21 protein-coding genes are annotated in these 22083 nt (G+C 69.2%); 11 read left to right on the top strand and 10 right to left on the bottom strand.

Annotation, left to right across the window (positions count from 1 at the left end; translation table 11 throughout):
* Positions 1 to 71 precede the first annotated feature (71 nt).
* The 3 genes from trxB to AB0C38_RS02200 all read left to right on the top strand — a co-directional run bounded on the left by trxB (position 72) and on the right by AB0C38_RS02200 (position 2847).
* Positions 72 to 1064 (top strand): thioredoxin-disulfide reductase, encoded by a 993-nt coding sequence (trxB, locus tag AB0C38_RS02210; protein WP_360665120.1) that lies wholly within the window; start codon positions 72 to 74, stop codon positions 1062 to 1064.
* A 34-nt stretch (positions 1065 to 1098) separates the two neighbouring features.
* Entirely contained in the window at positions 1099 to 1422 is a 324-nt protein-coding gene (gene trxA / locus AB0C38_RS02205; RefSeq protein WP_020642536.1) for a thioredoxin, read from the top strand.
* 276 nt (positions 1423 to 1698) lie between these two features.
* Complete coding sequence (locus AB0C38_RS02200; protein WP_360665117.1) at positions 1699 to 2847, top strand: N-acetylmuramoyl-L-alanine amidase; 1149 nt, start codon at positions 1699 to 1701, stop codon at positions 2845 to 2847.
* A 220-nt stretch (positions 2848 to 3067) separates the two neighbouring features.
* Here AB0C38_RS02200 and AB0C38_RS02195 read toward each other — a convergent pair whose 3' ends face one another.
* The gene (locus AB0C38_RS02195; protein ID WP_360665114.1) at positions 3068 to 3712 is read right to left on the bottom strand and encodes a GNAT family N-acetyltransferase; all 645 of its coding nucleotides are present in this window, start codon (positions 3710 to 3712) and stop codon (positions 3068 to 3070) included.
* A gap of 214 nt (positions 3713 to 3926) precedes the next feature.
* On the opposite strand from AB0C38_RS02195, the gene AB0C38_RS02190 reads away from it, so the two are divergent.
* Together AB0C38_RS02190 and AB0C38_RS02185 are read left to right on the top strand one after the other, a co-directional pair.
* Complete coding sequence (locus tag AB0C38_RS02190; protein WP_360665111.1) at positions 3927 to 5246, top strand: PLP-dependent aminotransferase family protein; 1320 nt, start codon at positions 3927 to 3929, stop codon at positions 5244 to 5246.
* Between the two features lie 28 nt (positions 5247 to 5274).
* Positions 5275 to 6219, top strand: a complete 945-nt coding sequence (locus AB0C38_RS02185) for a D-alanine--D-alanine ligase (RefSeq protein ID WP_360665108.1) — start codon at positions 5275 to 5277, stop codon at positions 6217 to 6219.
* A gap of 134 nt (positions 6220 to 6353) precedes the next feature.
* Here AB0C38_RS02185 and AB0C38_RS02180 read toward each other — a convergent pair whose 3' ends face one another.
* From AB0C38_RS02180 to rpmH, 9 genes are all read right to left on the bottom strand, one after another.
* The gene (locus AB0C38_RS02180; RefSeq protein WP_360665105.1) at positions 6354 to 7358 is read right to left on the bottom strand and encodes a ParB/RepB/Spo0J family partition protein; all 1005 of its coding nucleotides are present in this window, start codon (positions 7356 to 7358) and stop codon (positions 6354 to 6356) included.
* The gene (locus AB0C38_RS02175; RefSeq protein WP_360665102.1) at positions 7355 to 8320 is read right to left on the bottom strand and encodes a ParA family protein; all 966 of its coding nucleotides are present in this window, start codon (positions 8318 to 8320) and stop codon (positions 7355 to 7357) included. The genes AB0C38_RS02180 and AB0C38_RS02175 overlap by 4 nt, the downstream gene beginning before the upstream one ends.
* A gap of 56 nt (positions 8321 to 8376) precedes the next feature.
* Entirely contained in the window at positions 8377 to 9060 is a 684-nt protein-coding gene (gene rsmG, locus AB0C38_RS02170) for a 16S rRNA (guanine(527)-N(7))-methyltransferase RsmG (RefSeq protein ID WP_360665099.1), read from the bottom strand.
* 523 nt (positions 9061 to 9583) lie between these two features.
* Entirely contained in the window at positions 9584 to 10120 is a 537-nt protein-coding gene (locus AB0C38_RS02165; protein ID WP_360665096.1) for a DUF6886 family protein, read from the bottom strand.
* Positions 10121 to 10187: 67 nt separating this feature from the next.
* Positions 10188 to 10751, bottom strand: a complete 564-nt coding sequence (locus AB0C38_RS02160; RefSeq protein WP_360665093.1) for a R3H domain-containing nucleic acid-binding protein — start codon at positions 10749 to 10751, stop codon at positions 10188 to 10190.
* Between the two features lie 30 nt (positions 10752 to 10781).
* Positions 10782 to 11921, bottom strand: coding sequence for a membrane protein insertase YidC (yidC, locus tag AB0C38_RS02155; protein WP_360665091.1), 1140 nt, complete (start codon positions 11919 to 11921; stop codon positions 10782 to 10784).
* Positions 11922 to 11926: 5 nt separating this feature from the next.
* Complete coding sequence (yidD, locus tag AB0C38_RS02150) at positions 11927 to 12250, bottom strand: membrane protein insertion efficiency factor YidD (RefSeq protein ID WP_360665088.1); 324 nt, start codon at positions 12248 to 12250, stop codon at positions 11927 to 11929.
* A 5-nt stretch (positions 12251 to 12255) separates the two neighbouring features.
* A complete protein-coding gene (gene rnpA, locus AB0C38_RS02145) occupies positions 12256 to 12690 on the bottom strand; it encodes a ribonuclease P protein component (protein ID WP_360665085.1) in 435 nt (144 codons plus the stop codon).
* A 21-nt stretch (positions 12691 to 12711) separates the two neighbouring features.
* Complete coding sequence (rpmH, locus tag AB0C38_RS02140; protein WP_360665082.1) at positions 12712 to 12855, bottom strand: 50S ribosomal protein L34; 144 nt, start codon at positions 12853 to 12855, stop codon at positions 12712 to 12714.
* Between the two features lie 593 nt (positions 12856 to 13448).
* On the opposite strand from rpmH, the gene dnaA reads away from it, so the two are divergent.
* The 6 genes from dnaA to gyrB all read left to right on the top strand — a co-directional run bounded on the left by dnaA (position 13449) and on the right by gyrB (position 22037).
* Positions 13449 to 15047 carry a chromosomal replication initiator protein DnaA gene (dnaA, locus tag AB0C38_RS02135; RefSeq protein ID WP_360665079.1) on the top strand — a complete coding sequence of 533 codons (1599 nt, stop codon included), beginning with the start codon at positions 13449 to 13451 and terminating at the stop codon, positions 15045 to 15047.
* Positions 15048 to 15902: 855 nt separating this feature from the next.
* Positions 15903 to 17036, top strand: a complete 1134-nt coding sequence (dnaN, locus tag AB0C38_RS02130) for a DNA polymerase III subunit beta (protein ID WP_360665076.1) — start codon at positions 15903 to 15905, stop codon at positions 17034 to 17036.
* 33 nt (positions 17037 to 17069) lie between these two features.
* Entirely contained in the window at positions 17070 to 17960 is an 891-nt protein-coding gene (gnd, locus tag AB0C38_RS02125; protein ID WP_360665073.1) for a phosphogluconate dehydrogenase (NAD(+)-dependent, decarboxylating), read from the top strand.
* 10 nt (positions 17961 to 17970) lie between these two features.
* Complete coding sequence (gene recF, locus AB0C38_RS02120; protein ID WP_360665071.1) at positions 17971 to 19125, top strand: DNA replication/repair protein RecF; 1155 nt, start codon at positions 17971 to 17973, stop codon at positions 19123 to 19125.
* Between the two features lie 130 nt (positions 19126 to 19255).
* Complete coding sequence (locus tag AB0C38_RS02115) at positions 19256 to 19873, top strand: DciA family protein (protein ID WP_360665068.1); 618 nt, start codon at positions 19256 to 19258, stop codon at positions 19871 to 19873.
* Between the two features lie 196 nt (positions 19874 to 20069).
* Positions 20070 to 22037: a DNA topoisomerase (ATP-hydrolyzing) subunit B gene (gyrB, locus tag AB0C38_RS02110; RefSeq protein ID WP_360665065.1), complete on the top strand. Its 1968-nt coding sequence runs from the start codon at positions 20070 to 20072 to the stop codon at positions 22035 to 22037.
* The last annotated feature ends 46 nt before the right edge of the window (positions 22038 to 22083 follow it).

Raw genomic sequence — 22083 nt, 5'->3', positions numbered from 1 at the left:
TCACCCCGGGAACATGGGCACCTACGATCGTGTTGAGCCTGGTACAGGGTCACTACGAGCGGAGGTCACGGGTGGCTGCCGAGGAAATCAGGAACCTGATCATCGTCGGGTCGGGTCCTGCCGGATACACCGCTGCCGTTTATGCGGCACGGGCCCAGCTGGAACCGCTGGTGTTCGAGGGCACGCAGTTCGGCGGCGCGCTGATGACGACGACCGAGGTCGAGAACTTCCCCGGGTTCCGCGACGGCATCATGGGTCCGGACCTGATGGAGGAAATGCGCAAGCAGGCCGAGCGCTTCGGCGCTGAGCTGCGCGCGGAGGACGTCGAGTCGCTGGAGCTGACCGGGGACGTGAAGTACGTCCACGCGAACGGCAAGCGCTACGCCGCCCGTGCGGTCGTCCTCGCCATGGGTGCCGCGGCGCGGTACCTGAACGTGCCGGGTGAGCAGGAGCTCCTCGGCCGCGGTGTGTCGGCCTGTGCGACCTGTGACGGCTTCTTCTTCCGCGACCACGACATCGTGGTCGCCGGCGGCGGCGACTCCGCGATGGAGGAGGCGACCTTCCTGACGAAGTTCGCGAAGTCCGTCACGGTCGTCCACCGGCGCGAAGAGTTCCGCGCGTCCAAGATCATGCTCGAGCGCGCCCGCGCGAACGAGAAGATCAAGTGGAAGCTGAACTCGCAGATCACCGGCGTGGTCGGCGACGGCAAGGTCGAAGGCCTGCAGCTGAAGGACACGAAGGACGGTTCGGAGTCGACGCTGGACGTGTCGGGCTTCTTCGTCGCGATCGGGCACGACCCCCGCAGCCAGCTGGTGCGCGGGCAGGTCGACCTGGACGAGGACGGCTACGTCGTCACCCAGGGCCGGACGTCGTTCACGAACCTCGACGGCGTCTTCGCGGCCGGCGACCTGGTGGACCGCACCTACCGGCAGGCGATCACCGCCGCGGGTTCCGGGTGCAGCGCCGCGATCGACGCGGAACGATGGCTCGCGGAGCACGGCGACTCGGACGCGCACGAGGCGGCCGAGCTGGTCGGCGGCGGCTACGGCGCGGGCACCAACTGACTTTCCGGCTTTCGACCAACCTGAAGGAGAAACCATGTCCAACACCGTGAAGGTGACCGACGCGACGTTCGTCGACGAGGTCCTGACCAGCGAGAAGCCCGTTCTGGTCGACTTCTGGGCCACCTGGTGCGGGCCGTGCAAGATGGTCGCCCCGGTGCTCGAGGAGATCGCGGCCGAGAACGGCGAGAAGCTGACCATCGCCAAGATCGACATCGACGAGAACCCGAACACGCCGCGTGACTACCAGGTGATGTCCATCCCGACCCTGATCCTGTTCCAGGGTGGCAAGCCGGTGAAGCAGATCGTGGGCGCGAAGCCGAAGGCCGCGCTGCTGTCGGATCTCGCCGACGTCCTCTGAATCGAAACACGCCTCACGGACCCGGGGCCTGCGAGAACCCTCTCGCGGGGCCCGGGTCCGTTGCCGTTCGGGGGAATGCCCCCCGTGTGGGTGAATCCAGCGTGACCGGGGCCACCGAGGGTGCGCCACGATCGGGCTCTTGACGCACCTACCGGGCCTGCGCTGTCACCGAGAGTTGGCAAGGCACAATAGAGGACCTGGGCCCGTCCCAGCCAAGGTTTTCTTGCCCCGCACCGAGCCCCCGAAGTCGGTGCCCCTAGGAAGAGCGAGGAGTGCATGCGGGTACTCCGCCGCGGTGACGCCGGTCCGGACGTCGCCGAGATCAGGTCCATCCTGGCCGGGATGGACCTGCTCCCGCCGGTCTCCGGTACCGACGCCTACGACACGTTCGACGTCGCCGTCGAGAACGCCGTCCGGGCCTTCCAGCAGAGCCGTGGGCTGATGACCGACGGCCTGGTGGGTCCGGCGACGTTCCAGGCGCTCAAGGGCGCCAGCTACCACCTGGGCAGCCGGCTGCTGTCCTACTCGATCGCCGCGCCGGTGCACGGCGACGACGTCTTCACGCTGCAGGAGCGCCTGACCGAGCTCGGCTTCGACGCCGGCCGCCCCGACGGCTACTTCGGCGCCTCGACCGAGCGCGCGCTCAAGACGTTCCAGCGCGACATGCGGCTCTCGCCGGACGGCATGTGCGGCCCCGCGACCATCCGTGAGCTGCACCGCCTGTCCTCGCCGCGGGCCCGGGGCGGGCGCCCCGTGTTCCTGCGCGAGCAGGAGCAGGTGCGCCAGGCCGGCCCCCGCCTGCGCGGCAAGCGCATCGTGATCGACCCGGGCCACGGCGGCGACGACCTCGGCGTGGTCGCCGGCGGTCTGCGCGAGGCCGACATCGCGTGGGACCTCGCCCGCCGCCTCGAAGGCCGGATGAAGGCCACGGGCATGGAGGCGCTGATCTCCCGCGGCCCGAACCACAGCCCGACGGAGCTGGAGCGCGCCAAGTTCGCCAACGACGCGGGCGCCGACCTGTTCCTCTCGCTGCACAGCGACAAGAACCCCTCGCCGCGCGCACAGGGTGTCGCGAGCTTCCACTTCGGCACCGGCAACGGCACGACGTCGACGGTGGGTGAGCTGCTGGCCGGCTTCATCCAGCGCGAGGTCGCGGCCCGTACGGGCCTGCAGGACAACCGCACGCACTACAAGTCGTGGGACATCTTCACCCGCACCCGCTGCCCGGCGGTCCGGGTCGAGATCGGCTACCTGACGAACCCCGACGACGCTCGCAAGCTGGGCGACCCGGCGTTCCGCGACATCGTCGCCGAGGGCATCCTGATCGCCGTCAAGCGCCTGTATCTGCTCGGCGAAGGCGACCAGCCGACGGGAACGTTCACGTTCGCCGACGTCCTGGCGCACGAGCTGGCCAAGGCCGAATAGGGCTGACCACAACCCCTAGCGGCTCACCTTCACCTGCCCCACCACCCCTGGGGACGCGCGTGCGTCGTCCCCAGGTTTTCGGGCAGTTCTCCACAGCTTGTCCACCGCGCCTATCAGCGCTCTGTGGATAACTAGGCAGTTCATCCACAGTTGCGCACACGCAGCGGATCCGGGTGTTTCGGACATGCCGAAACACCTGCGCAAACGTTTGCGGTTCGAGTCAGGCGCGGCCGAGGCTCGGCTCGGCCGTGGTGATCGTCACCTGGCCGAGCAGCTTCTCCAGCGCCGCCTCGACGTCTTCCTTCCAGGTGATCGCCGAGCGCAGTTCGAGGCGCAGGCGCGGCCACTTCTGGTGGGGGCGGACCGTCTTGAAGCCGACGCTCTGCAGGAAGGCCGCCGGCAGCACGCAGCTGTGGCCGCCGTCCGGATCCGACTCGTCGGGGCGAGCGTCACCGAACGCCTCGATGGCCCGGACGCCGCGCTTGGTGAGGTCCTTCGCGACCGCCTGGACGAGCATCCGGCCGAGGCCGCCACCGCGGAACTCGGGGAGGATCTGGAACGCCGTCAGCAACACCGCGTCCGCGCTCGGCGGGGACGTCGGGAAGGCCAGCGACCGCGGGACGGCGTTCGGCGGGGCGTACAGCACGAACCCGACCGGCAGCGTGTCGCTGTAGACGATGCGGCCGCAGGAACCCCACTCGAGCAGCACGCTCGAGACCCAGGCTTCCTTTTCGACCTCGGTGGCGCCGAACTCCTCGGCCTGGTTCTTGAGATGGGGGGCCAGCTCCCAGTAGACGCACCTGCGGCAGCTCTTCGGCAGGTGCTCCAGGTTGTCCAGTGTGACGCCCACGACGCGACGCGACACCTGCGACCTCCCTGACCTGCGCGCTCCCGACCGGCTGCCCGGTCGTCAAGCCGCGCGGTAGAACAGCACGATCACGGGAGCCATGAACGAGGATAGGCCGATGTGACAAGCACCGAAAGGCCAGGGGGTCCCGATGGGTGCCCGGTTACACTCGATGGGATCTACTGAGCCTTCTACAGGCAGCCTTGTCCATCGAGCCCCGGGTGAATCGTCGATGACCGAGAACCGCCCCAGCAAGCCGCACAGCGGCCGCCAGAACCTCGACCCGCACCTCGAGCGGTACGCCGCGCGCACCGCCGGGATGACCGCCTCCGAGATCCGGGCGCTGTTCGCGGTGGCCAGCCGGCCCGAGGTGGTCTCCCTGGCCGGCGGCATGCCGAACCTGGCCGCGCTCCCGCTCGACACGCTGTCGGCGCAGGTGGCGGAGATCATCGCCGAGGACGGCCTCGTAGCGCTGCAGTACGGCTCGGCGCACGGCGTCCCGGTGCTGCGCGAGCAGATCTGCGAAATCATGGCCCTCGAGGGTATCAAGGCGCACCCGGACGACGTCGTCGTGACCGTCGGCTCCCAGATGGGCCTGGACATGGTCACGCGGCTGTTCTGCGACCCGGGTGACGTCGTCATCGCCGAAGGCCCGTCGTACGTCGGCGCGCTGGGCTCGTTCGCCGCCTACCAGGCGCAGGTCGTGCACGTGGCGATGGACGAGCACGGCCTGGTGCCGGAGCTCCTGCGCGAGGCTCTCGCGCAGACGAAGAAGGCCGGCCGCCGCGTCAAGTTCCTGTACACGATCCCGAACTTCCACAACCCCGCCGGCGTCACGCTGGCCGTCGAGCGCCGCGAGGAGATCCTGGAGATCTGCCGCGCCCACGACGTCCTGGTCGTCGAAGACAACCCGTACGGGTTGCTCGGCTTCGACGGCCAGACCTACCCGGCGCTGCGCTCGACCGACCCCGACAACGTCGTGTACCTCGGCTCGTTCTCGAAGACGTTCGCCTCCGGCCTGCGCGTCGGCTGGGTGCTCGCGCCGCACGCCGTGCGCGAAAAGCTCGTCCTGGCCGCGGAGTCGGCGACGCTGTGCCCGCCGACGTTCAACCAGATGATCGTGTCGCGCTACCTGGCCACGCACGACTGGAAGGGCCAGATCAAGAAGTTCCGCGAGAACTACCGCGACCGGCGCGACGCGATGCTGGGCGCGCTCGAGCAGTACCTGCCCGCGGGGTGCTCCTGGACCAAGCCGGACGGCGGTTTCTACGTCTGGGTGACGGTGCCGGAAGGCGTCGACACGAAGGCGATGCTGCCGCGCGCGGTGACCGCGCGGGTGGCGTACGCGTCCGGAACCGGTTTCTACGCCGACGGTTTCGGCAGCCGCCAGATGCGGCTGTCCTACTGCTACCCGACGCCGGAGCGGATCCGCGAGGGCGTGCGGCGGCTGGCCGCCGTGCTGGAGTCCGAAATGGACCTCGCGCGCACCTTCGGTAACGTGGCCTCGCGCCAGATCCAAGGACCGCAGAACCCTTCTCCGGACACGGTCTGATTTTCCATCCAGCTAAGGAGTTTCCACGGTGGTCGACCGTACCGTTGCCGTGCTCGCCGGCGGGCTTTCGCACGAACGCGACGTCTCGCTGAGGTCCGGGCGACGGCTCTCCGCGGCGCTGAAGTCCGAGGGTCTCGGCATCGAGGAGTGGGACACCGACGCGGGCCTGCTGGAGCGCCTGCGCACCCAGCGGCCGGACGCGGTGGTCGTCGCCCTGCACGGTGGCGAGGGCGAGAACGGCTCGGTGCAGACGGTGCTGGAGATGCTGGAGGTGCCGTTCGTCGGCACCGGCTCCCAGGGCTGCCGCCGCGCGTGGGACAAGCCGACGGCCAAGGCGCTCATCGAGAACGCCGGGTTCGTGACGCCGGGCTGGGTGGTGCTGCCGCACAGCACGTTCCGCGAGCTCGGTGCCCAGGCGGTGCTCGACGCGATGGTCGAGCAGCTCGGCCTGCCGCTGATCCTCAAGCCCGACCAGGGCGGCTCGGCCCTCGGCACCCAGGTGGTCCGCGAGGCGGCGGAACTGCCGGCGGCGATGGTCGGCTGCTTCGCGTACGGCGACACGGTGCTCGCTGAGCGGCTCGTGGACGGCGTCGAGGTGGCCGTGACGGTCATCGAGGGGGCGGACGGCCCCGAGGCCCTCCCCGCGGTCGAGATCGTCCCGGAGAGCGGCGTGTACGACTACACGGCCCGCTACACCGCCGGCCTGACGGACTTCTTCACCCCGGCCCGGCTCGACGACGCCGCAGCCAAGGCTGCGGCCGAGCTCGCCGTCGCCGCCCACCGCGTCCTCGGGTTGCGGGACATCTCGCGGACCGACGCGATCGTCGCCGCGGACGGCACGGTGCACTTCCTCGAAGTCAACCCGTCGCCGGGCCTCACCGAGACGTCGACGGTGCCGATGGCGATCGAGGCGGCGGGCAAGTCGCTCGGCACGGTGTTCGCCGAACTGATCGGGCGCGCGATTTCTCGCTGACTCCGCGCACGCGAAAGGCCGCCTCGGAATTTTCCGTGGCGGCCTTTTTCGTGTCGCGACCGATGATCACTGGATGTGGCCGGCGCGACCGCATGGAGCAATCATCACCGTGACGAAACGCCCTGGGGTGATCCCTAATCGGTTTTCGGTGTCTGATTTGCCTCATTCGCGTCGATGATCGCGACGATGCGTTCGAGGTCGTCGACCGAGCCGAACTCGAGCGTGATCCGGCCCTTGCGGCGGCCGAGGTCGACCTTCACCCGGGTGTCGAACCGGTCCGAGAGGCGGTTCGCGAGCTCCTGCAACCCCGGCGCCTGGATCGGCTTGCGCGCCGCGGGCTTCGGCTTGGCCGGCTTCTCGCTCTTCTTGAGCGTGACGGCTTCCTCGGTCGCCCGGACCGACATGCCTTCCGCGATGATGCGGGCGGCGAGCTCCTCCTGGCTTTCCGCGTCCTCCAGCGACAGCAGCGCGCGGGCGTGACCGGCGGACAGGACGCCCGCGGCGACCCGGCGCTGCACCGGCAGGGGGAGCTTGAGGAGCCGGATCGTGTTGGTGATGACCGGCCGGCTGCGGCCGATCCGGCTCGCCAGCTCCTCGTGCGTGACGGCGAACTCGTCGAGCAGCTGCTGGTACGCGGCCGCCTCTTCGAGCGGGTTCAGCTGGACGCGGTGGATGTTCTCCAGGAGCGCGTCGCGCAGCATCGACTCGTCGGCGGTCTGCCGGACGATCGCCGGGATCGCTTCGAGCTCCGCCTGCTGCGACGCGCGCAGCCGCCGCTCGCCCATGACGAGCTCGTACTCGTCGTTCCCGAGCTCGCGGACCACGATGGGCTGCATGAGCCCGAACTCGCGGATCGAGTGCTCGAGCTCGGCGAGCGCCTCTTCGTCGAAGGCCAGGCGCGGCTGCTTCGGGTTCGGCTTGATCGAGCCGACCGGGATCTCGCGGTAGACCGCCCCGGCGACCTCGCCGCTGTGCTGCTTCGCCTGACCGTTCGCCGCGAACCAGCCCTTTTCCTCGGCCGCCTTCTGGTCCGCCGCAGCGCCGTCGGCGGGGGTCGGCAGGGGGCCGCCGCCCGTCGCCGGCCCCGTCGGGATGAGGGCGGCGAGGCCGCGCCCCAGCCCTCCTCTGCGTTCGGTCATGTGGAACTACCCTTCTCGATCTGGGCACCGTGCTCGTCCATCAGCGCACCGCGCTCGGCGATCTCCTTCGCCGCGTCGACGTAGCTCAACGCACCGCGCGAACCGGGATCGTAAGCGAGGACGGTCTGGCCGTATCCAGGCGCCTCGGAGACCTTCACGCTGCGGGGGATGACCGTCTTGAGGACCGTGTCGCCGAAGTGGTTCCGCACCTCGTTCGTCACCTGGTCGGCCAGCTTGGTCCGGCCGTCGTACATGGTGAGGAGGATCGTCGAGACGCGGAGCTCGCGGTTGAGGTGCTGCTGCACGAGCTCGATGTTGCTCAGCAGCTGCCCGAGCCCTTCGAGCGCGTAGTACTCGCACTGGATCGGGATGAGCACCTCCTGCGCGGCGACCATCGCGTTGACCGTCAGCAGCCCGAGCGAGGGCGGGCAGTCGATGAAGACGTAGTCGACGCCGATCTCGTTGAGGATCTCCGAGGAGATGGCCTCCTTGAGCCGTGACTCGCGCGACGCCATCGAGACGAGCTCGATCTCGGCGCCGGCGAGGTCGATCGTCGCAGGGACGCAGAAGAGGTTGGGGGACTGCTCGGTCGGCTGGGCCGCCTCCGCGAGCGTCACCTCGCCGATGAGCACCTCGTAGATGGAGGGCGTCCCGGACCGGTGGTCGACGTCGAGCGCGGTGCTCGCGTTGCCCTGGGGGTCGAGGTCGACGACGAGCGTCTTGAGCCCGTGGACGGCGAGCGCCGCGGCGAGGTTGACCGTGCTGGTGGTCTTGCCGACGCCGCCCTTCTGGTTGGCGACGGTCATCACGCGACGACGGCCAGGGCGGGGGAGCGTCCTCTCCGGGTGCAGCAGGCGCGCGGCGCGGGCGGCTTCTTCGGCGATCGGGGTCCAGCCCACGTCGGGGGTGGTCTCCGTGGAGTCGGACGGCGGGGGATTCACCGGTCTCGACACCTCCTCCATATAGACGTCTGGTCGGTGGTCGAGTCGCGTCGTTTCACGTGGAACACCGCGGCCCGTTAACGCTTCCTGCTCCGCGCCTTCGGCTTGGTTGCCGTCGGGAGGCGACGGATCTTCACGACCGTGCTGGGGACCTCTAGTACTGCGGCACCGCATTCGACAATCAGTGGGTCGGCCCCGCCGGCCTTGCGAATGGCGGCGCCGTCCCGTTCGATCTCCTCCGCCGCGCTGGCGCCCTTGAGGGCGACCAGGAAGCCGTCGGGACGGACGAGCGGCAGGCACCAGTCCGCGAGCCGGGCGAGCGGGGCGACCGCGCGAGCGGTGACGATGTCGGCGCCACCGAGCTGCTCACGCACAGGCCGCTCCTCCGCGCGTCCACGGACGATGGTGATCGGGAGTTCCAGCTTCTCGGCCACCTCGGCCAGCCAGTCCACCCGGCGGGCCATCGGTTCGAGCAAGACGATATCGAGGTCCGGCCGCGCGATCGCGAGCGGTACTCCCGGAAGCCCCGCCCCCGACCCGACATCGACGACGCGAGCCCCTTCGGGCATCTGCTCACCGATGACGGCCGAGTTGAGGACGTGCCGCTCCCACAGCCGCTCGACCTCCCGCGGCCCGATCAGCCCACGCTCGACACCGTGGCGCTCCAGGAGTTCGACGTACCCAGCGGCTTGGTCCACGCGCGCACCGAACACCCGCTCCGCCGCGGCCCGCACTGCCACCGCAGCCTGCTCCAAGCTCACTCCGTCTACTCCTCGTCCGCGGGTTTCACGTGAAACCGCACTCGTTCGATTGTCCCCGATGTCGGAGCGAAAACGAGCCGACAGACCGCAGATGTGGACAACTCCACTCGCCTAGACGCTCGCTGCGGGCAGTTCCACGTGAAACGACGAGCCTAGGTGCCACGGTGGGGGTGGTGGCAGTTCCACGTGAAACATCATGGATGTAATTCGCTCGACTGCGGACTGCCGGACGTACGCCGCCTCAGACGCCGGCCGATGCCGAGTCCTCCGCAGCCGAGGTTCGCGGAGCCGAGCGAGGTCGTCTCGCGCCGAGTCCGGACCGCGGGCGTCGGTCGCCCGAACGCCAGCCGCCCCGTCAACGAACCACTCACCCGACCGAGCGCGCACCGGCCGCCACCCTCGCCCACCGATAGAACCGACTTACCGAATAGACGAGTCATCCACCGGATGCCGACTTACCCATCCGCGCCTGGGAACGCCCACCCGACAGCGGCGCCCGCCGGCCCGCGTTCCACGTGAAACCTCACCGCTGTAATTCCCCAGCCCGCGGCCGTGCGTTCCGCAGCCGGATCCCGCTGAAGCCGAGCGAGCCACCCGACGCCGCGTCGACGAACCCCCACAGATTCGCCATCACCCTCAGCTCGATCCCCGCCTCCTCATGGAGCGCCAGCAGATCGCCAACCCGCTCCGGCGGCCCCAGCGGCGAGACCGGTTCGATCGCCACCATCGCGTGGGCATGCGCACCAAACGACCGGAACGACGAAGCAGCGAACCGGTACGCGTACAACCGCACCGACTGCACCGCCTCGAGCCAGCCGTACTCGATCGCGTGCACTCGATCAGCACCGAGCCACGCCCGGTCCGCCGCGGTCGTCGCCGGGGTGACCCAAGCCAGCGCGCGGGGACACTGGCGCGGGAACCAATAGTCCGGTGCCCGCGCCGCGTCGATTGCCCAGACGTACGCCTCCGGCTGCTGGGCTGTCGCGGCCACGCGCGGCTCGAAGCGGGTGATCGTCGGGTCCTCCGAGAAGTGCAGGACCTCTCCGGGTGCCGGTCGCATGAGCCCACACCTAGCACAAAAAGAAGCGGCCCCACCCGAAGGTGGGGCCGCTCCGCAAAACCAGAACTCAGGACTCCGGGAAGATCACCACACGGCGCTTCGGGTCCTCGCCCTCGCTCTCGCTCGTGACGCCGTCGACCGTCGCCACCGCGTCGTGGACGACCTTGCGTTCGAACGGGCTCATCGGCTGCAGCCGCACCCGCTCGCCGCTCTGCTTGACCGACTCCGCCGTCGAGCGGCCGAGCTCGCGCAGCTCCTCGCGGCGGTCCGCGCGCCAGCCCGCGATGTCCAGCATCAGCCGGCTGCGGGATCCGGTCTCCTGCTGGACCGCGAGGCGAGTCAGCTCCTGCAGCGCCTCGAGCACCGTGCCGCGGGGGCCGACGAGCTTCTCGAGGTCCTCGCCGCCGTCGATGCTCACGATCGCGCGGCCCGCTTCGACGTCCAAGTCGATGTCGCCGTCGTAGTCCAGCAAGTCGAGCAGCCGCTCGAGGTAGTCGCCGGCGATGTCGCCCTCCTGGACAAGGACGTCGTCACCACCCGCCTTCTGCTCGCCCACTGCGTCCGCGGAAGCGGCCGGCTCCGGGGTCACGTCTTCCTGATCGGCGTCGATCGTGTCGATCGTCTCCGACATCATTCGTCTCCTCTCCGAACCGGTCGCGCCTCAGCGGCGCTTCCGGCCCGACTTCCTGGTCGAGTCTTTGAGAAGGCCCGGCACCCCCGTGCCGTTGTCCTTCGAGCCGTTCTGGCCGTTCGCTTCAGCCGGGGCCGGGTCAGCCGCGTTCGCGGACTCGCTCGCCGAAGCGGCCGAAGCGGCCGCAGCGCCGGTGGTCTGGGCGAAGCCGTGGGCCGAGCCCGCCTTCGTGACCTTCTTCTGCGAGCCGCCCTGCGTGGACTGGTTCTTCTTCTGCTGGACCGGCTTCTGGCCGACCTTCGGCGCGGCCGGCTTCTGCCCCGGCTTCGGGCCGAGCGAGGCGCGCTTCTCCGCGGCCTCCGCCTTGCGAGCGGCCTCTTCCTTGTCGATCTTCGTGTAGACGAGGCGCTGCTGCATCAGGGTCCAGCCGTTGTTCGCCAGCCAGTAGAAGAGGAGGCCGAGCGGGAACAGCGCACCGAAGACGAGCACACCGAGCGGGAACACGTACATCGTCAGCTTGTTCATGATCGCGGTCTGCGGGGTGGCCGACGCGGCGTTCTGCCGGGCCACCGAGTGCCGCGCGGTGAGGTGCGTGGCGATGGACGCGACGATCATCAGCGGCAGCGCCACCGGGAGCACGTTCCAGTGCCAGCCGGACGCGCCCGAGCCACCGATCGCGGTGACGCCGTTGTGGATCGCCTCGCCGATGTTGACGCCGAACAGCTTCGCGTTGACGTACGACTCGACGTCGTGCTGGTTGAAGAAGTAGTTCTCGGTCTTGGGGCTGCCGTCCTTCGGCTGGATCGTGAACGCGCGCAGGACCCAGTTCAGACCGATGAAGACCGGGATCTGCAGCAGCATCGGCAGGCAGCTGCCGAGCGGGTTGACGCCGTGCTCGCGCTGGAGCTTCTGCATCTCCTGCGCTTGGCGCTGCTTGTCGTTCGCGTACTTCTTCTGGACCTTCTTCATCTCCGGCGCGAAGTCCTGCATCTTCTTCATCGACCGGACCTGGTTCACGAACGGCTTGAACATGATGCCGCGGACCGTGAACGTCAGGAAGATGATGCCGAGGATCCAGGAGATCGCCGTCGCTTCACCGAAGACGAACCCGAAGACCTTGTGCCAACACCAGAGGATGAAGGACACGGGGTAGTAGATGAAATCGAGCACTGCTGCTACTCCTCGATCGGTGTTTCAGGTCTGCGGTAGCGCCACGAGAACTTCTCGGGTACCGGGTCGCGGCCGGGTGGCGTCCAGGGGCCGCAGCGCAGCAGGCGGCGCAGCGCGAGGTAGGAGCCGCCGCCGGCGCCGTGCCGGGTCAGGGCTTCGACTGCGTACGCGCTGCAGCTCGGGTAGAACCGGCAAGCCGGCGGGAAGAAGGGCGAGATCGCCTTGCGGTAGAGCTTGATGGGGAGCAACAGGACCCAGGCGACGGGACCGGGCCGCGGGGGCGCGGGATCCACGTCGTTCTCGTGGTCGTGCTCGGGGGTGGCTCGCATGCCGGTCACACCGCTGATCCGTGGTCGGGGGCCGCGTCCGCGGGACGCGTCGGGCTCGGGGCATCCCCGGCCGGACGGCGCGACGGCGACAGTCCCAGCCGACGCAGTGCGGCGTCGAGATCGGCTCCGAGCTCAGCGCTGGACGCGCTCGCGGACGGCGGCAATGCCCGTACGACCAACGCACTGCCGGCGGGCAGGGTTCCGAGCCGGGCCGAAACGAGGTGACGCAACCGGCGGGTGACGCGGTGGCGGACCACCGAGTTCCCGACGGCCTTGCTCACCACAAAACCCGCCCGGGTCGCCGACGAGACGTCGGCGTCCCCGGACGGGTCCGTGGTCAGCGCGTGGACGACGAGGCGACGCCTGCCTGCCCTGGAGCCGCGACGGAGAACCACGCGGAAATCCTCACTCCGCCGCAGACGTGCGGCAGCCGGCAGCACGGCGCGCCCCGACGAGCCGGATCAGGCGGACAGCGCGGCGCGGCCCTTGCGACGGCGGCCCGCCAGGATGGACCGGCCGGCGCGGGTCCGCATGCGCAGGCGGAACCCGTGGGTCTTCGCGCGGCGGCGGTTGTTCGGCTGGAAGGTGCGCTTACCCTTGCTCACTGCTTCTCCTGTGTGTCGCTGTGTCGTCTGCCCCTAACCCGCCCTGAGGAGGAAAGGTCCCTCCGCCTGGCGTGTCGTGCGGGCGCACGGCAGTCTCTGGTGTCTCCTACCAACGTGTGGCCTCGTCACGACGAGCGACGACAACGTGGGCACGCGAATAGCACCCGTCGCATACGGGAGACCTTACGAGGGTACGCACCCCCGTCGGGCACCCGGTAAGCACCCCCTCCGCCACCGTCCGCGACCGGGCCGGGAAGCCGAGATCATCGACGCCGGGGCACCGAATGGCAACACGCCGTACACCGTGAAATGCTTGCGGCCCAGGATGCCTTGTGGCAGCGGGCGGGGCTTGTTAGCGTGCCTCTCTCGGGTCACCGGTCGAGGTGCACGAGTATCCGGGTGGTGGAGTGCCCACCGGCGTACGACGAGCCCGCAGGTGGCGTCGCCGCGGGTCGCCGTACATTAGTGCACAGCTGTGGACAACTATGTGGATATTCGCTGTGCCGATGCATACGCAGGTCCGCGCAGGGGCGCCGGGTGCGTGACCAGGGGCGTCGGCCGTCCACGCCGACGAGGGGAGGGGAGCCGGACCAGTGTCGGAGCACCAGCACAACTTGGGCGTCATCTGGGAGCAGGTGGTGCGCGAACTGTCTGACGGGACGTTGTCCCCTCAGCAGCGCGCGTGGATGCGCGTGACCCGCCCGATCGGCCTGCTCGACGGCACCGCGCTCCTGGCGGCCCCCAGCGACTTCGCGAAGGAAGCGATCGAACGCGGTCTCCGCGGCGCGATCACCGACGCGCTCTCCCGGCGGCTCGGCCGCGCCATCTCGCTCGCGGTGAAGGTCGACAGCACCGAAACCGTCGCCCCGGTCGCCGCCTACGTCCCGTCACCCGGCCGGGTGGAAAACGGTGCCGGCGCGGAGCCGGCGCCCGTACCGCGGCCCGGTCCGATGCTCCCGCCGTCGCGTCCCGAGCCCACGCCGCCGCTGTCCTCGCACCAGTCCATCGCGCCGAAGCTCGACGACGGTGACGACACGGACGAAGAGGTCGACGAAGAAGGCGAAGCGCTCGCCGCCGTCCACGAGATCTGGCCGACGTTCTCCGGCCAGCCGATCGCCGGCCAGCCCTACACCGCGCCGGCGCAGCCGCAGACGTCGAAGACGAAGCTGAACGAGAAGTACACCTTCGACACTTTCGTCATCGGTGCGTCCAACCGCTTCGCGCACGCGGCCGCGGTCGCCGTCGCCGAAGCACCGGCCCGCGCGTACAACCCGCTCTTCATCTGGGGTGAGTCCGGGCTCGGCAAGACGCACCTGCTGCACGCGGTCGGCCACTACGCGCAACGGCTCTTCCCGGGCATGCGCGTGCGGTACGTCTCGACCGAAGAGTTCACGAACGACTTCATCAACTCGCTGCGAGACGACCGCAAGGTCGCGTTCCAGCGGCGCTACCGCGACATAGACATCCTCCTCGTCGACGACATCCAGTTCCTGGAGGGCAAGGAAGGTACGCAGGAAGAGTTCTTCCACACCTTCAACACCCTCCACAACGCGAACAAGCAGATCGTCGTCAGCTCCGACCGCCCGCCCAAGCGCCTCGAGACGCTGGAGGACCGGCTGCGGACGCGGTTCGAGTGGGGCCTGATCACCGACATCCAGCCGCCCGAGCTCGAGACGCGCATCGCGATCCTCCGCAAGAAGGCGGCGCAGGACAGGCTGGCGGTGCCGGGTGACGTCCTGGAGTTCATCGCCTCGCGCGTCGAGGCGAACATCCGGGAGCTCGAAGGCGCGCTGATCCGGGTCACGGCGTTCGCGTCGCTGAACCAGCAGCCGGTCGACGCCGGGCTGGCGGAGATCGTGCTGCGCGACCTCATCCCCGACTCGCACGCCCCGGAGATCACCGCGCCCACCATCATGGGCGTCATCTCCGAGTTCTTCGACGTCTCGCTGGACGACCTGTGCGGCCCGGGCAAGACGAAGGCGCTCGCCACGTCCCGCCAGATCGCGATGTACCTCTGCCGCGAGCTCACCGACATGTCGCTCCCGAAGATCGGGCAGACGTTCGGCGGCCGCGACCACACGACGGTCATGCACGCGGACAAGAAGATCCGCAAGGAGATGGCCGAGCGCCGGCGGATCTACGACCAGGTGCAGGAGCTGACGTCGCGCATCAAGCAGCGCGCCCGCCAGTAGCACATCCCTTATCTCGCAACGGCTTCGGGGCGTCCACATCGGATGGACGCCCCGAAGCCGTTTTCGCGTGTCCATCTAAGACCGTGAAGCGCGCGTACGCCCGCGAAGCAGCGAAGCCGCGTACGTGCGCTTCGCAAAGTCGCGAAAATTGTTTGTACACAAGGAAGTTTCCCCATGGTGTGGGCAGTTTGCCCACAGTGCCAGCAGGTCTCCCATCAGCGACGACGCGGAATCCGTCCACATCCCGCCCACAGCTGATCCACAGTGAATCCACACCCTTGTCCACGCTGATTCCACAGGTTGCCCACATTGTGTGCACAGGACGGGCCGGTCACTCGGAAGAGGGGTTCGGACCCCTCCGCGCACCCCCAGACCCTGGGTACAGATCGCCCCACACCTGGGGACAACCGTGGGGACAACTGGGGCTCGCTGTGGACGAATCGGGGGTCGCCCGAAACCATCCACGGACGCCCCGAGTTGCCCACAGGACTGCCACCACTGTTCTCCACATGCCCGCGACCGCTCCCACCTGCGCGAACGAGCTCAATCCACACAATCCACAACGCTTACTACTGTTACTGCCTTTAAATCTCTTCTAAGAGAGAAAAAGATAAAAACAGGCGGAGAGCGAATCTGGGGACAGTCGCGAGAACGTGTCGTCATGTCGACAAACCGAAGGGCAGCCCGAGGTGACGCGGGGCGTCGCGACGGCCTAACGTGGATGCCTGCACCTGGTCCGTGCTCCGGCCGATCGAGCGGAGGGCGGACCGGCCGGACGGGGCAGCCGGTCACTGCCCTGCCAGAGCGAGGCCTGGCCCGAGCCGACAGGGGCTCGGTCGTCGAAAGGATGCGCGCATGAAGATCCGCGTCGAGCGTGACGGGCTCGCCGACGCCGTCGCGTGGGTGGCGAGAAGCCTCCCCTCCCGGCCTCCCGTGCCGGTCCTGGGCGGTGTGCTCCTCGACGCCGGTTCCGACGGCGACACCGACGCGCTGACCGTCTCGGGCTTCGACTACGAGGTCTCCGCCACGGTCGGCGTCCCGGCGACGATCGCGGACGGCGGCCGCTTGCTGGTCTCCGGGCGCCTGCTCGCCGACATCACCAAGGCGCTGCCCGCGCAGCCGGTCGAGATCTCCGTCGACGGCGCGCGCGCCACCATCACGTGCGGCAGCGCGCGGTTCTCCCTGCCGACCATGCCGGTCGAGGACTACCCGCAGCTGCCGTCCCAGCCCGCCTTCGCGGGCGAGCTCGCCGGCGACGCGTTCGGCCAGGCCGTCACCCAGGTCGTCGTCGCCGCGGGCAAGGACGACACGCTGCCGATGCTCACCGGCATGCGGCTCGAGATCTCCGGCAGCTCGCTGACCCTCGTCGCCACCGACCGGTTCCGGCTCGCCATGCGCGAGTTCACCTGGCAGCCGGCCGAGGGCCTGGCCGACGCCGCGGTGCTCGTCCCGGCGCGCACCCTCGCCGAGGCCGCCAAGACGCTCGGCGCGAGCGGCGCCACGATCCGCCTCGCGCTCGCCAGCGGCGAGGGCCTGCTCGGCCTGTCCGGTTCCGGGCGCTACACGACGACCCGCCTGCTCGACGCGGAGTTCCCGCCGTACCGCCAGCTGCTGCCCGCGACGCACACCTCACGCGCGGTCATCGAGGTGTCGGCTCTCACCGAGAGCATCAAGCGCGTTTCACTGGTGGCGGAGCGGGGGACTCAGGTACGACTGGAGTTCGGGGACAACACGCTGCGGTTGTCCGCCGGCGGCGATGACGAAGGAAGCGCCGAAGAAGAGCTCCAGGTCGAGTACGAAGGTGAGCCGGTGACGATCGCGTTCAACCCGGGTTACCTCGTCGACGGCCTCGGCGCGCTCCACAGCGACCGGGCGGAGCTGACGTTCACCACGCCGAACCGGCCCGCGCTGATCAAGCCCGCCGACCCCGAGGGCAACGTCGTCCCCGGCTACCTCTACCTCCTCATGCCGGTCCGCCTGCCGGGCTGACCCGCAATTCTTGTTAGCACGTAAGGGGATCTCATGGTTCAGCTCGGTCTGATCGGCCTGGGCAAGATGGGCTTCAACATGCGTGAGCGGCTGCGTGCGGCCGGTCACGAGGTGGTCGGCTACGACCGCAACCCGGACGTCACCGACGCGACGTCGCTCGAGGACCTGGTGTCCAAACTGGACGCCCCGCGGATCGTCTGGATCATGGTCCCGGCCGGCGAGCCGACCCGGCAGACCGTCACCGAGCTGGGCAACCTGCTCGCCGAGGGCGACATGGTCATCGACGGCGGCAACTCGAAGTACACCGACGACAAGCTGAACGCCGAGCTCCTCGCCGCGAAGAAGATCGGGTACGCCGACTGCGGCGTGTCCGGTGGCGTGTGGGGCAAGGACAACGGCTACGGCCTGATGGTCGGCGGCACGGCCGCCGACGTCGAGCGCGCGATGCCGATCTTCGACGCGTTGCGCCCGGAAGGCCCGCGCGAGGAAGGCTTCTCGCACGCGGGCAGCGTCGGTGCCGGGCACTACGCGAAGATGATCCACAACGGCATCGAGTACGGCATGATGCAGGCCTTCGCCGAGGGCTTCGAGCTGCTCGAGGCCGCGAAGGTCGTCGACGACGTGCCCGCGGTGATCAAGGGCTGGCAGCGCGGCACGGTCGTCCGGTCCTGGCTGCTGGACCTGCTCGTGCGCGCGCTCGACGAGGACCCGGAGCTGGACGACCTCGAGGGCTACGTCGAGGATTCGGGCGAAGGCCGCTGGACGCTGGAAGAGGCGATCAACAATGCGGTGCCGGCACCGGTCATCTCGGCCGCGCTCTTCGCGCGGTTCGCCTCGCGCCAGGAGCACTCGGCCGCGATGCGCGCGGTGGCCGCGCTGCGCAACCAGTTCGGCGGGCACGCGGTGAAGAAGGTCGGCGGATAGGGAGCCCCTGGTGTATCTGCGTCACCTGCAGGTCACCGACTTCCGCTCCTGGCCCCAGGCCGATCTCGCCCTCGAACCGGGGCCGACCGTGCTGGTCGGCCAGAACGGTCGCGGCAAGACCAACCTGCTCGAAGCGATCGGGTACGTCGCGACGCTGGGCTCGCACCGCGTCGCGACGGACGCGCCGCTGATCCGGCACGGCTGTGAGCGCGCGCTGGTGCGGGTCGCGGTGGTCAACGACGACCGCGAGCTGACCGTCGAGCTCGAGATCACCGCCGGCCGCGCGAACCGCGCCCGGGTCAACCGCGGCGCGGTCGGCCGGCCACGTGACGTGCTCGGGATCCTGCGCACGGTGCTGTTCTCCCCCGAGGACCTCGCGCTCGTCCGCGGAGACCCCGGCGAGCGACGCCGGTTCCTCGACGAGCTCCTGGTGCTGCGCGCGCCGCGGTACGCGGGGGTCCGGGCCGACTACGAGAAGGTGCTGAAGCAGCGCAACGCCCTTCTCAAGACGGCCGGGAAGCGGCGTACGGGACGCGAAGACCCGTACGCGCTGTCGACGTTGGAAGTCTGGGACGACCACCTCGCGGTGGCGGGCGCGGAGCTGCTGGCCGCGCGCCTGAACCTCGTCGCGGACCTCGGGCCGTACACGGCTTCGGCGTACATGGGGGTCGCGCCCGACTCCCGGCCGGCGAAGATCTCCTACCGGTCTTCGCTGGGTGAAGCCCTGCCGGAGACGTACGGCGTACCGGATGGCGAACGGGCGCAACCCGAGGTCCTCAAGGACGTCTTACTCAAGGCGCTCGGTGAGGCCCGCAAGGCCGAGCTCGAGCGTGGGATCAGCCTGGTCGGCCCGCACCGGGACGAGCTGGAGCTGATCCTGGGCGAGGCGCCGGCCAAGGGCTACGCGAGCCACGGCGAGTCGTGGTCGTTCGCGCTCGCCCTCCGGCTCGGCAGCTACGAGCTGCTGCGCGCGGAGGCGGGTGAGCCGGTGCTGCTGCTCGACGACGTGTTCGCCGAGCTGGACCGCAAGCGCCGGGCCCGGCTGGCCGAGGTGGCCGCGAGCGCCGAACAGGTGCTGGTGACCGCCGCGGTCGACGAAGACGTGCCCGGGGAGCTCGCCGGGTCCCGGTTCGTGGTGGCGGATGGTGAGATCACGCGTGGCTGAGCAGGGCGAACCGAGGTCGGCAAGATCGAATCGAGCACCGCGTGTGACCGCCGACACACCAGTTACCCACCGATCTGGGGACAAACCTGTGGACAGTGTGGATAAACCCGTGCCCGGGTTATCGCCGCGCGTGACCAAAACGCCGAAACGGCCGCTTGACACCCCCCGCGCGGGGGTTAACCCACCTGAGAAAGCCGCCTCCGGCACGCAGAGTGAAGACGGCACTGCTCCGAACGGGAGCACTGGCCGGGATCTCGCCCATGCCGCGCTCGAAGCGGCGAAGGCGAAGGCCAAGGAACGAGGCACCTCGCCCGGGTACCGCCGGCGCGCCGTCGGCGGCGGCGGGGGCCAGAACCCCCGGCGTCGCCGCTGGTCGGGGCCGGGTGCGGACCAGCGCGACCCGCAGCCGCTCGGCCGGCTCGTCTCGCGGCTGGTCAGCGACCGCGGCTGGAACGAGAGCGTCACGACGGCCCGCGTCTTCGCCCAGTGGGGCCGGCTGGTCGGCGAAGACGTCGCCGAACACGCCCAGCCGGTCGCGTTGAAGGACGGCGAGCTCACCGTCCGCGCCAGCTCCACGGCGTGGGCCACCCAGCTCCGGTTGCTGCAGGGAAAGCTGCTGGCCAAGATCGCGGCGGGGGTCGGGAACGGCGTGGTCAAGCGCATGCGGATCCAGGGTCCGATGGCCCCGAGCTGGCGGAAAGGGCCCCGGCACGTGCCGGGTCGCGGCCCGCGTGACACGTACGGCTGACCCGGGTTGCGCGATGCTCGGTTGAATGCCCGAGAACGCATCCAGACGCACTCAAATACGTCAAGACTCGGCTCGGATCGATTTCGTCCGTCTGTGACGCGCTCAGGGGTGTCCTTGCCGCATGCCAGCGGACGCGGCCAAGTACACTGAGGAGGAGCGAGCGTCCGCTCGGGCGAGACGAGGAGAATCAACGCCGGTGACCGAGAACAAGAGCGAGTACAACGCGTCGTCGATCACGGTGCTCGAAGGCCTCGAAGCGGTCCGCAAGCGACCCGGCATGTACATCGGTTCCACCGGTGAACGGGGCTTGCACCACCTCGTCCAGGAGGTCGTCGACAACTCCGTCGACGAAGCGATGGCCGGGCACGCCACCAAGGTCGAGGTTACCCTCCTCGCCGACGGCGGGGTGCGCGTCGTCGACGACGGCCGCGGCATCCCGGTCGACATGCACCCCAAGGAGAACAAGCCGACCATCGAGGTCGTGCTCACCCAGCTGCACGCGGGCGGCAAGTTCGACAGCGACTCCTACGCGGTGTCCGGCGGCCTGCACGGCGTCGGCATCTCCGTGGTGAACGCGCTCTCGACGAGGCTGCTGGCCGAGGTCAAGTACGGCGGCCGCAGCTGGCGCCAGCTGTACACCGACCAGCTGCCGGGCGAGCTCGAGGACCTCGGCCCGGCGACCGAGACCGGCACGACGATGACGTTCTGGGCCGACGACGGCATCTTCGAGACCACGACCTACAACTTCGAGACGATCTCGCGCCGCCTCCAGGAGATGGCGTTCCTCAACAAGGGACTGACGCTGTCCCTGCGCGACGAGCGCGTCGCCGACGAGGAGACCGAAGCCGACGCCGAGGGCAAGGTCGCCCGGGTCAAGGAGAAGGTCTACTGCTACCCGGGCGGGCTCGAGGACTTCGTCAAGCACATCAACGGCAGCAAGGACCCGATCCACGCCAGCGTGATCTCCTTCGACGCGAAGGGCACCGGCCTCGAGGTCGAGGTCGCGATGCAGTGGAACAACGGGTTCACGCCGTCGGTCTACACGTTCGCCAACACGATCAACACCCACGAGGGTGGCACCCACGAAGAGGGCTTCCGCGCCGCGCTGACCCGGGTGGTCAACACGTACGCGCGCGACAAGAAGCTGCTCAAGGAGAAGGACACCAACCTGACCGGTGACGACGTGCGCGAGGGTCTCGCCGCGATCGTCTCGATCAAACTGAGCGAGCCGCAGTTCGAGGGACAGACCAAGACCAAGCTGGGCAACAGCGAGGCCAAGACGTTCGTGCAGCAGCAGTCGAACGAGTGGCTGGCGGACTGGTTCGAGCGCAACCCCAACGAGGCAAAGACGATCATCAACAAGTCGATCTCTTCGGCCCAGGCGCGGATGGCCGCGCGCAAGGCGCGTGACCTCGTCCGCCGCAAGGGCGCGCTCGACATCGGCGGCCTGCCCGGCAAGCTCAAGGACTGCCGCTCCACCAAACCGGAGGAGTGCGAGCTCTACATCGTCGAGGGCGACTCGGCCGGCGGCTCGGCCAAGGAGGGCCGGGACTCGATGTACCAGGCGATCCTGCCGATCCGCGGCAAGATCATCAACGTCGAGAAGGCCCGCATCGACCGCGTCCTCAAGAACACCGAGGTCCAGTCGCTGATCACCGCGCTCGGCACCGGTATCCACGACGAGTTCGACCTGACGAAGCTGCGCTACCACAAGATCGTGCTGATGGCCGACGCCGACGTCGACGGCCAGCACATCACCACGCTGCTGCTCACCCTGCTGTTCCGCTTCATGACACCGCTGATCGAGCACGGCCACGTCTTCCTGTCGCGGCCGCCGCTGTACAAGATCAAGTGGCCGCGGACCGAGCCGGAGTACGCGTACTCCGACCGCGAGCGCGACGCCGTCATCCAGGCGGGCGTCGAGGCCGGCAAGCGGCTGCCGAAGGACGACGCGATCCAGCGCTACAAGGGTCTCGGCGAGATGAACGCCGAAGAGCTGTGGGAGACCACGATGGACCCGGCCAACCGGCTGCTGGGCCAGGTCACCCTCGACGACGCCGCGCAGGCCGACGAGCTGTTCTCGGTCCTGATGGGCGAGGACGTCGAGGCCCGCCGCTCGTTCATCACCCGCAACGCCAAGGACGTGCGCTTCCTGGACGTGTAGGCGTCCCCCTGTTCTCGTCCCGCTAGGACCCCGCACCCGAGAAGGA

This window comes from Amycolatopsis sp. NPDC048633, assembly GCF_040650695.1.
Classification (GTDB): Bacteria; Actinomycetota; Actinomycetes; order Mycobacteriales; family Pseudonocardiaceae; genus Amycolatopsis.
The sequence above is the reverse complement of the archived record's forward strand: the minus strand, read 5'-3'. Positions and strand labels throughout refer to the sequence as shown.

Coding starts and splice junctions, on each gene's coding strand:
- trxA (WP_020642536.1), top strand. CDS start 1,099: ATGTCCAACACCGTGAAGGTGACCGACGCGACGTTCGTCGACGAGGTC.
- AB0C38_RS02200 (WP_360665117.1), top strand. CDS start 1,699: ATGCGGGTACTCCGCCGCGGTGACGCCGGTCCGGACGTCGCCGAGATC.
- AB0C38_RS02190 (WP_360665111.1), top strand. CDS start 3,927: ATGACCGAGAACCGCCCCAGCAAGCCGCACAGCGGCCGCCAGAACCTC.
- AB0C38_RS02180 (WP_360665105.1), bottom strand. CDS start 7,358: ATGACCGAACGCAGAGGAGGGCTGGGGCGCGGCCTCGCCGCCCTCATC.
- AB0C38_RS02175 (WP_360665102.1), bottom strand. CDS start 8,320: ATGGAGGAGGTGTCGAGACCGGTGAATCCCCCGCCGTCCGACTCCACG.
- AB0C38_RS02165 (WP_360665096.1), bottom strand. CDS start 10,120: ATGCGACCGGCACCCGGAGAGGTCCTGCACTTCTCGGAGGACCCGACG.
- AB0C38_RS02160 (WP_360665093.1), bottom strand. CDS start 10,751: ATGTCGGAGACGATCGACACGATCGACGCCGATCAGGAAGACGTGACC.
- yidD (WP_360665088.1), bottom strand. CDS start 12,250: ATGCGAGCCACCCCCGAGCACGACCACGAGAACGACGTGGATCCCGCG.
- dnaN (WP_360665076.1), top strand. CDS start 15,903: ATGAAGATCCGCGTCGAGCGTGACGGGCTCGCCGACGCCGTCGCGTGG.
- gnd (WP_360665073.1), top strand. CDS start 17,070: ATGGTTCAGCTCGGTCTGATCGGCCTGGGCAAGATGGGCTTCAACATG.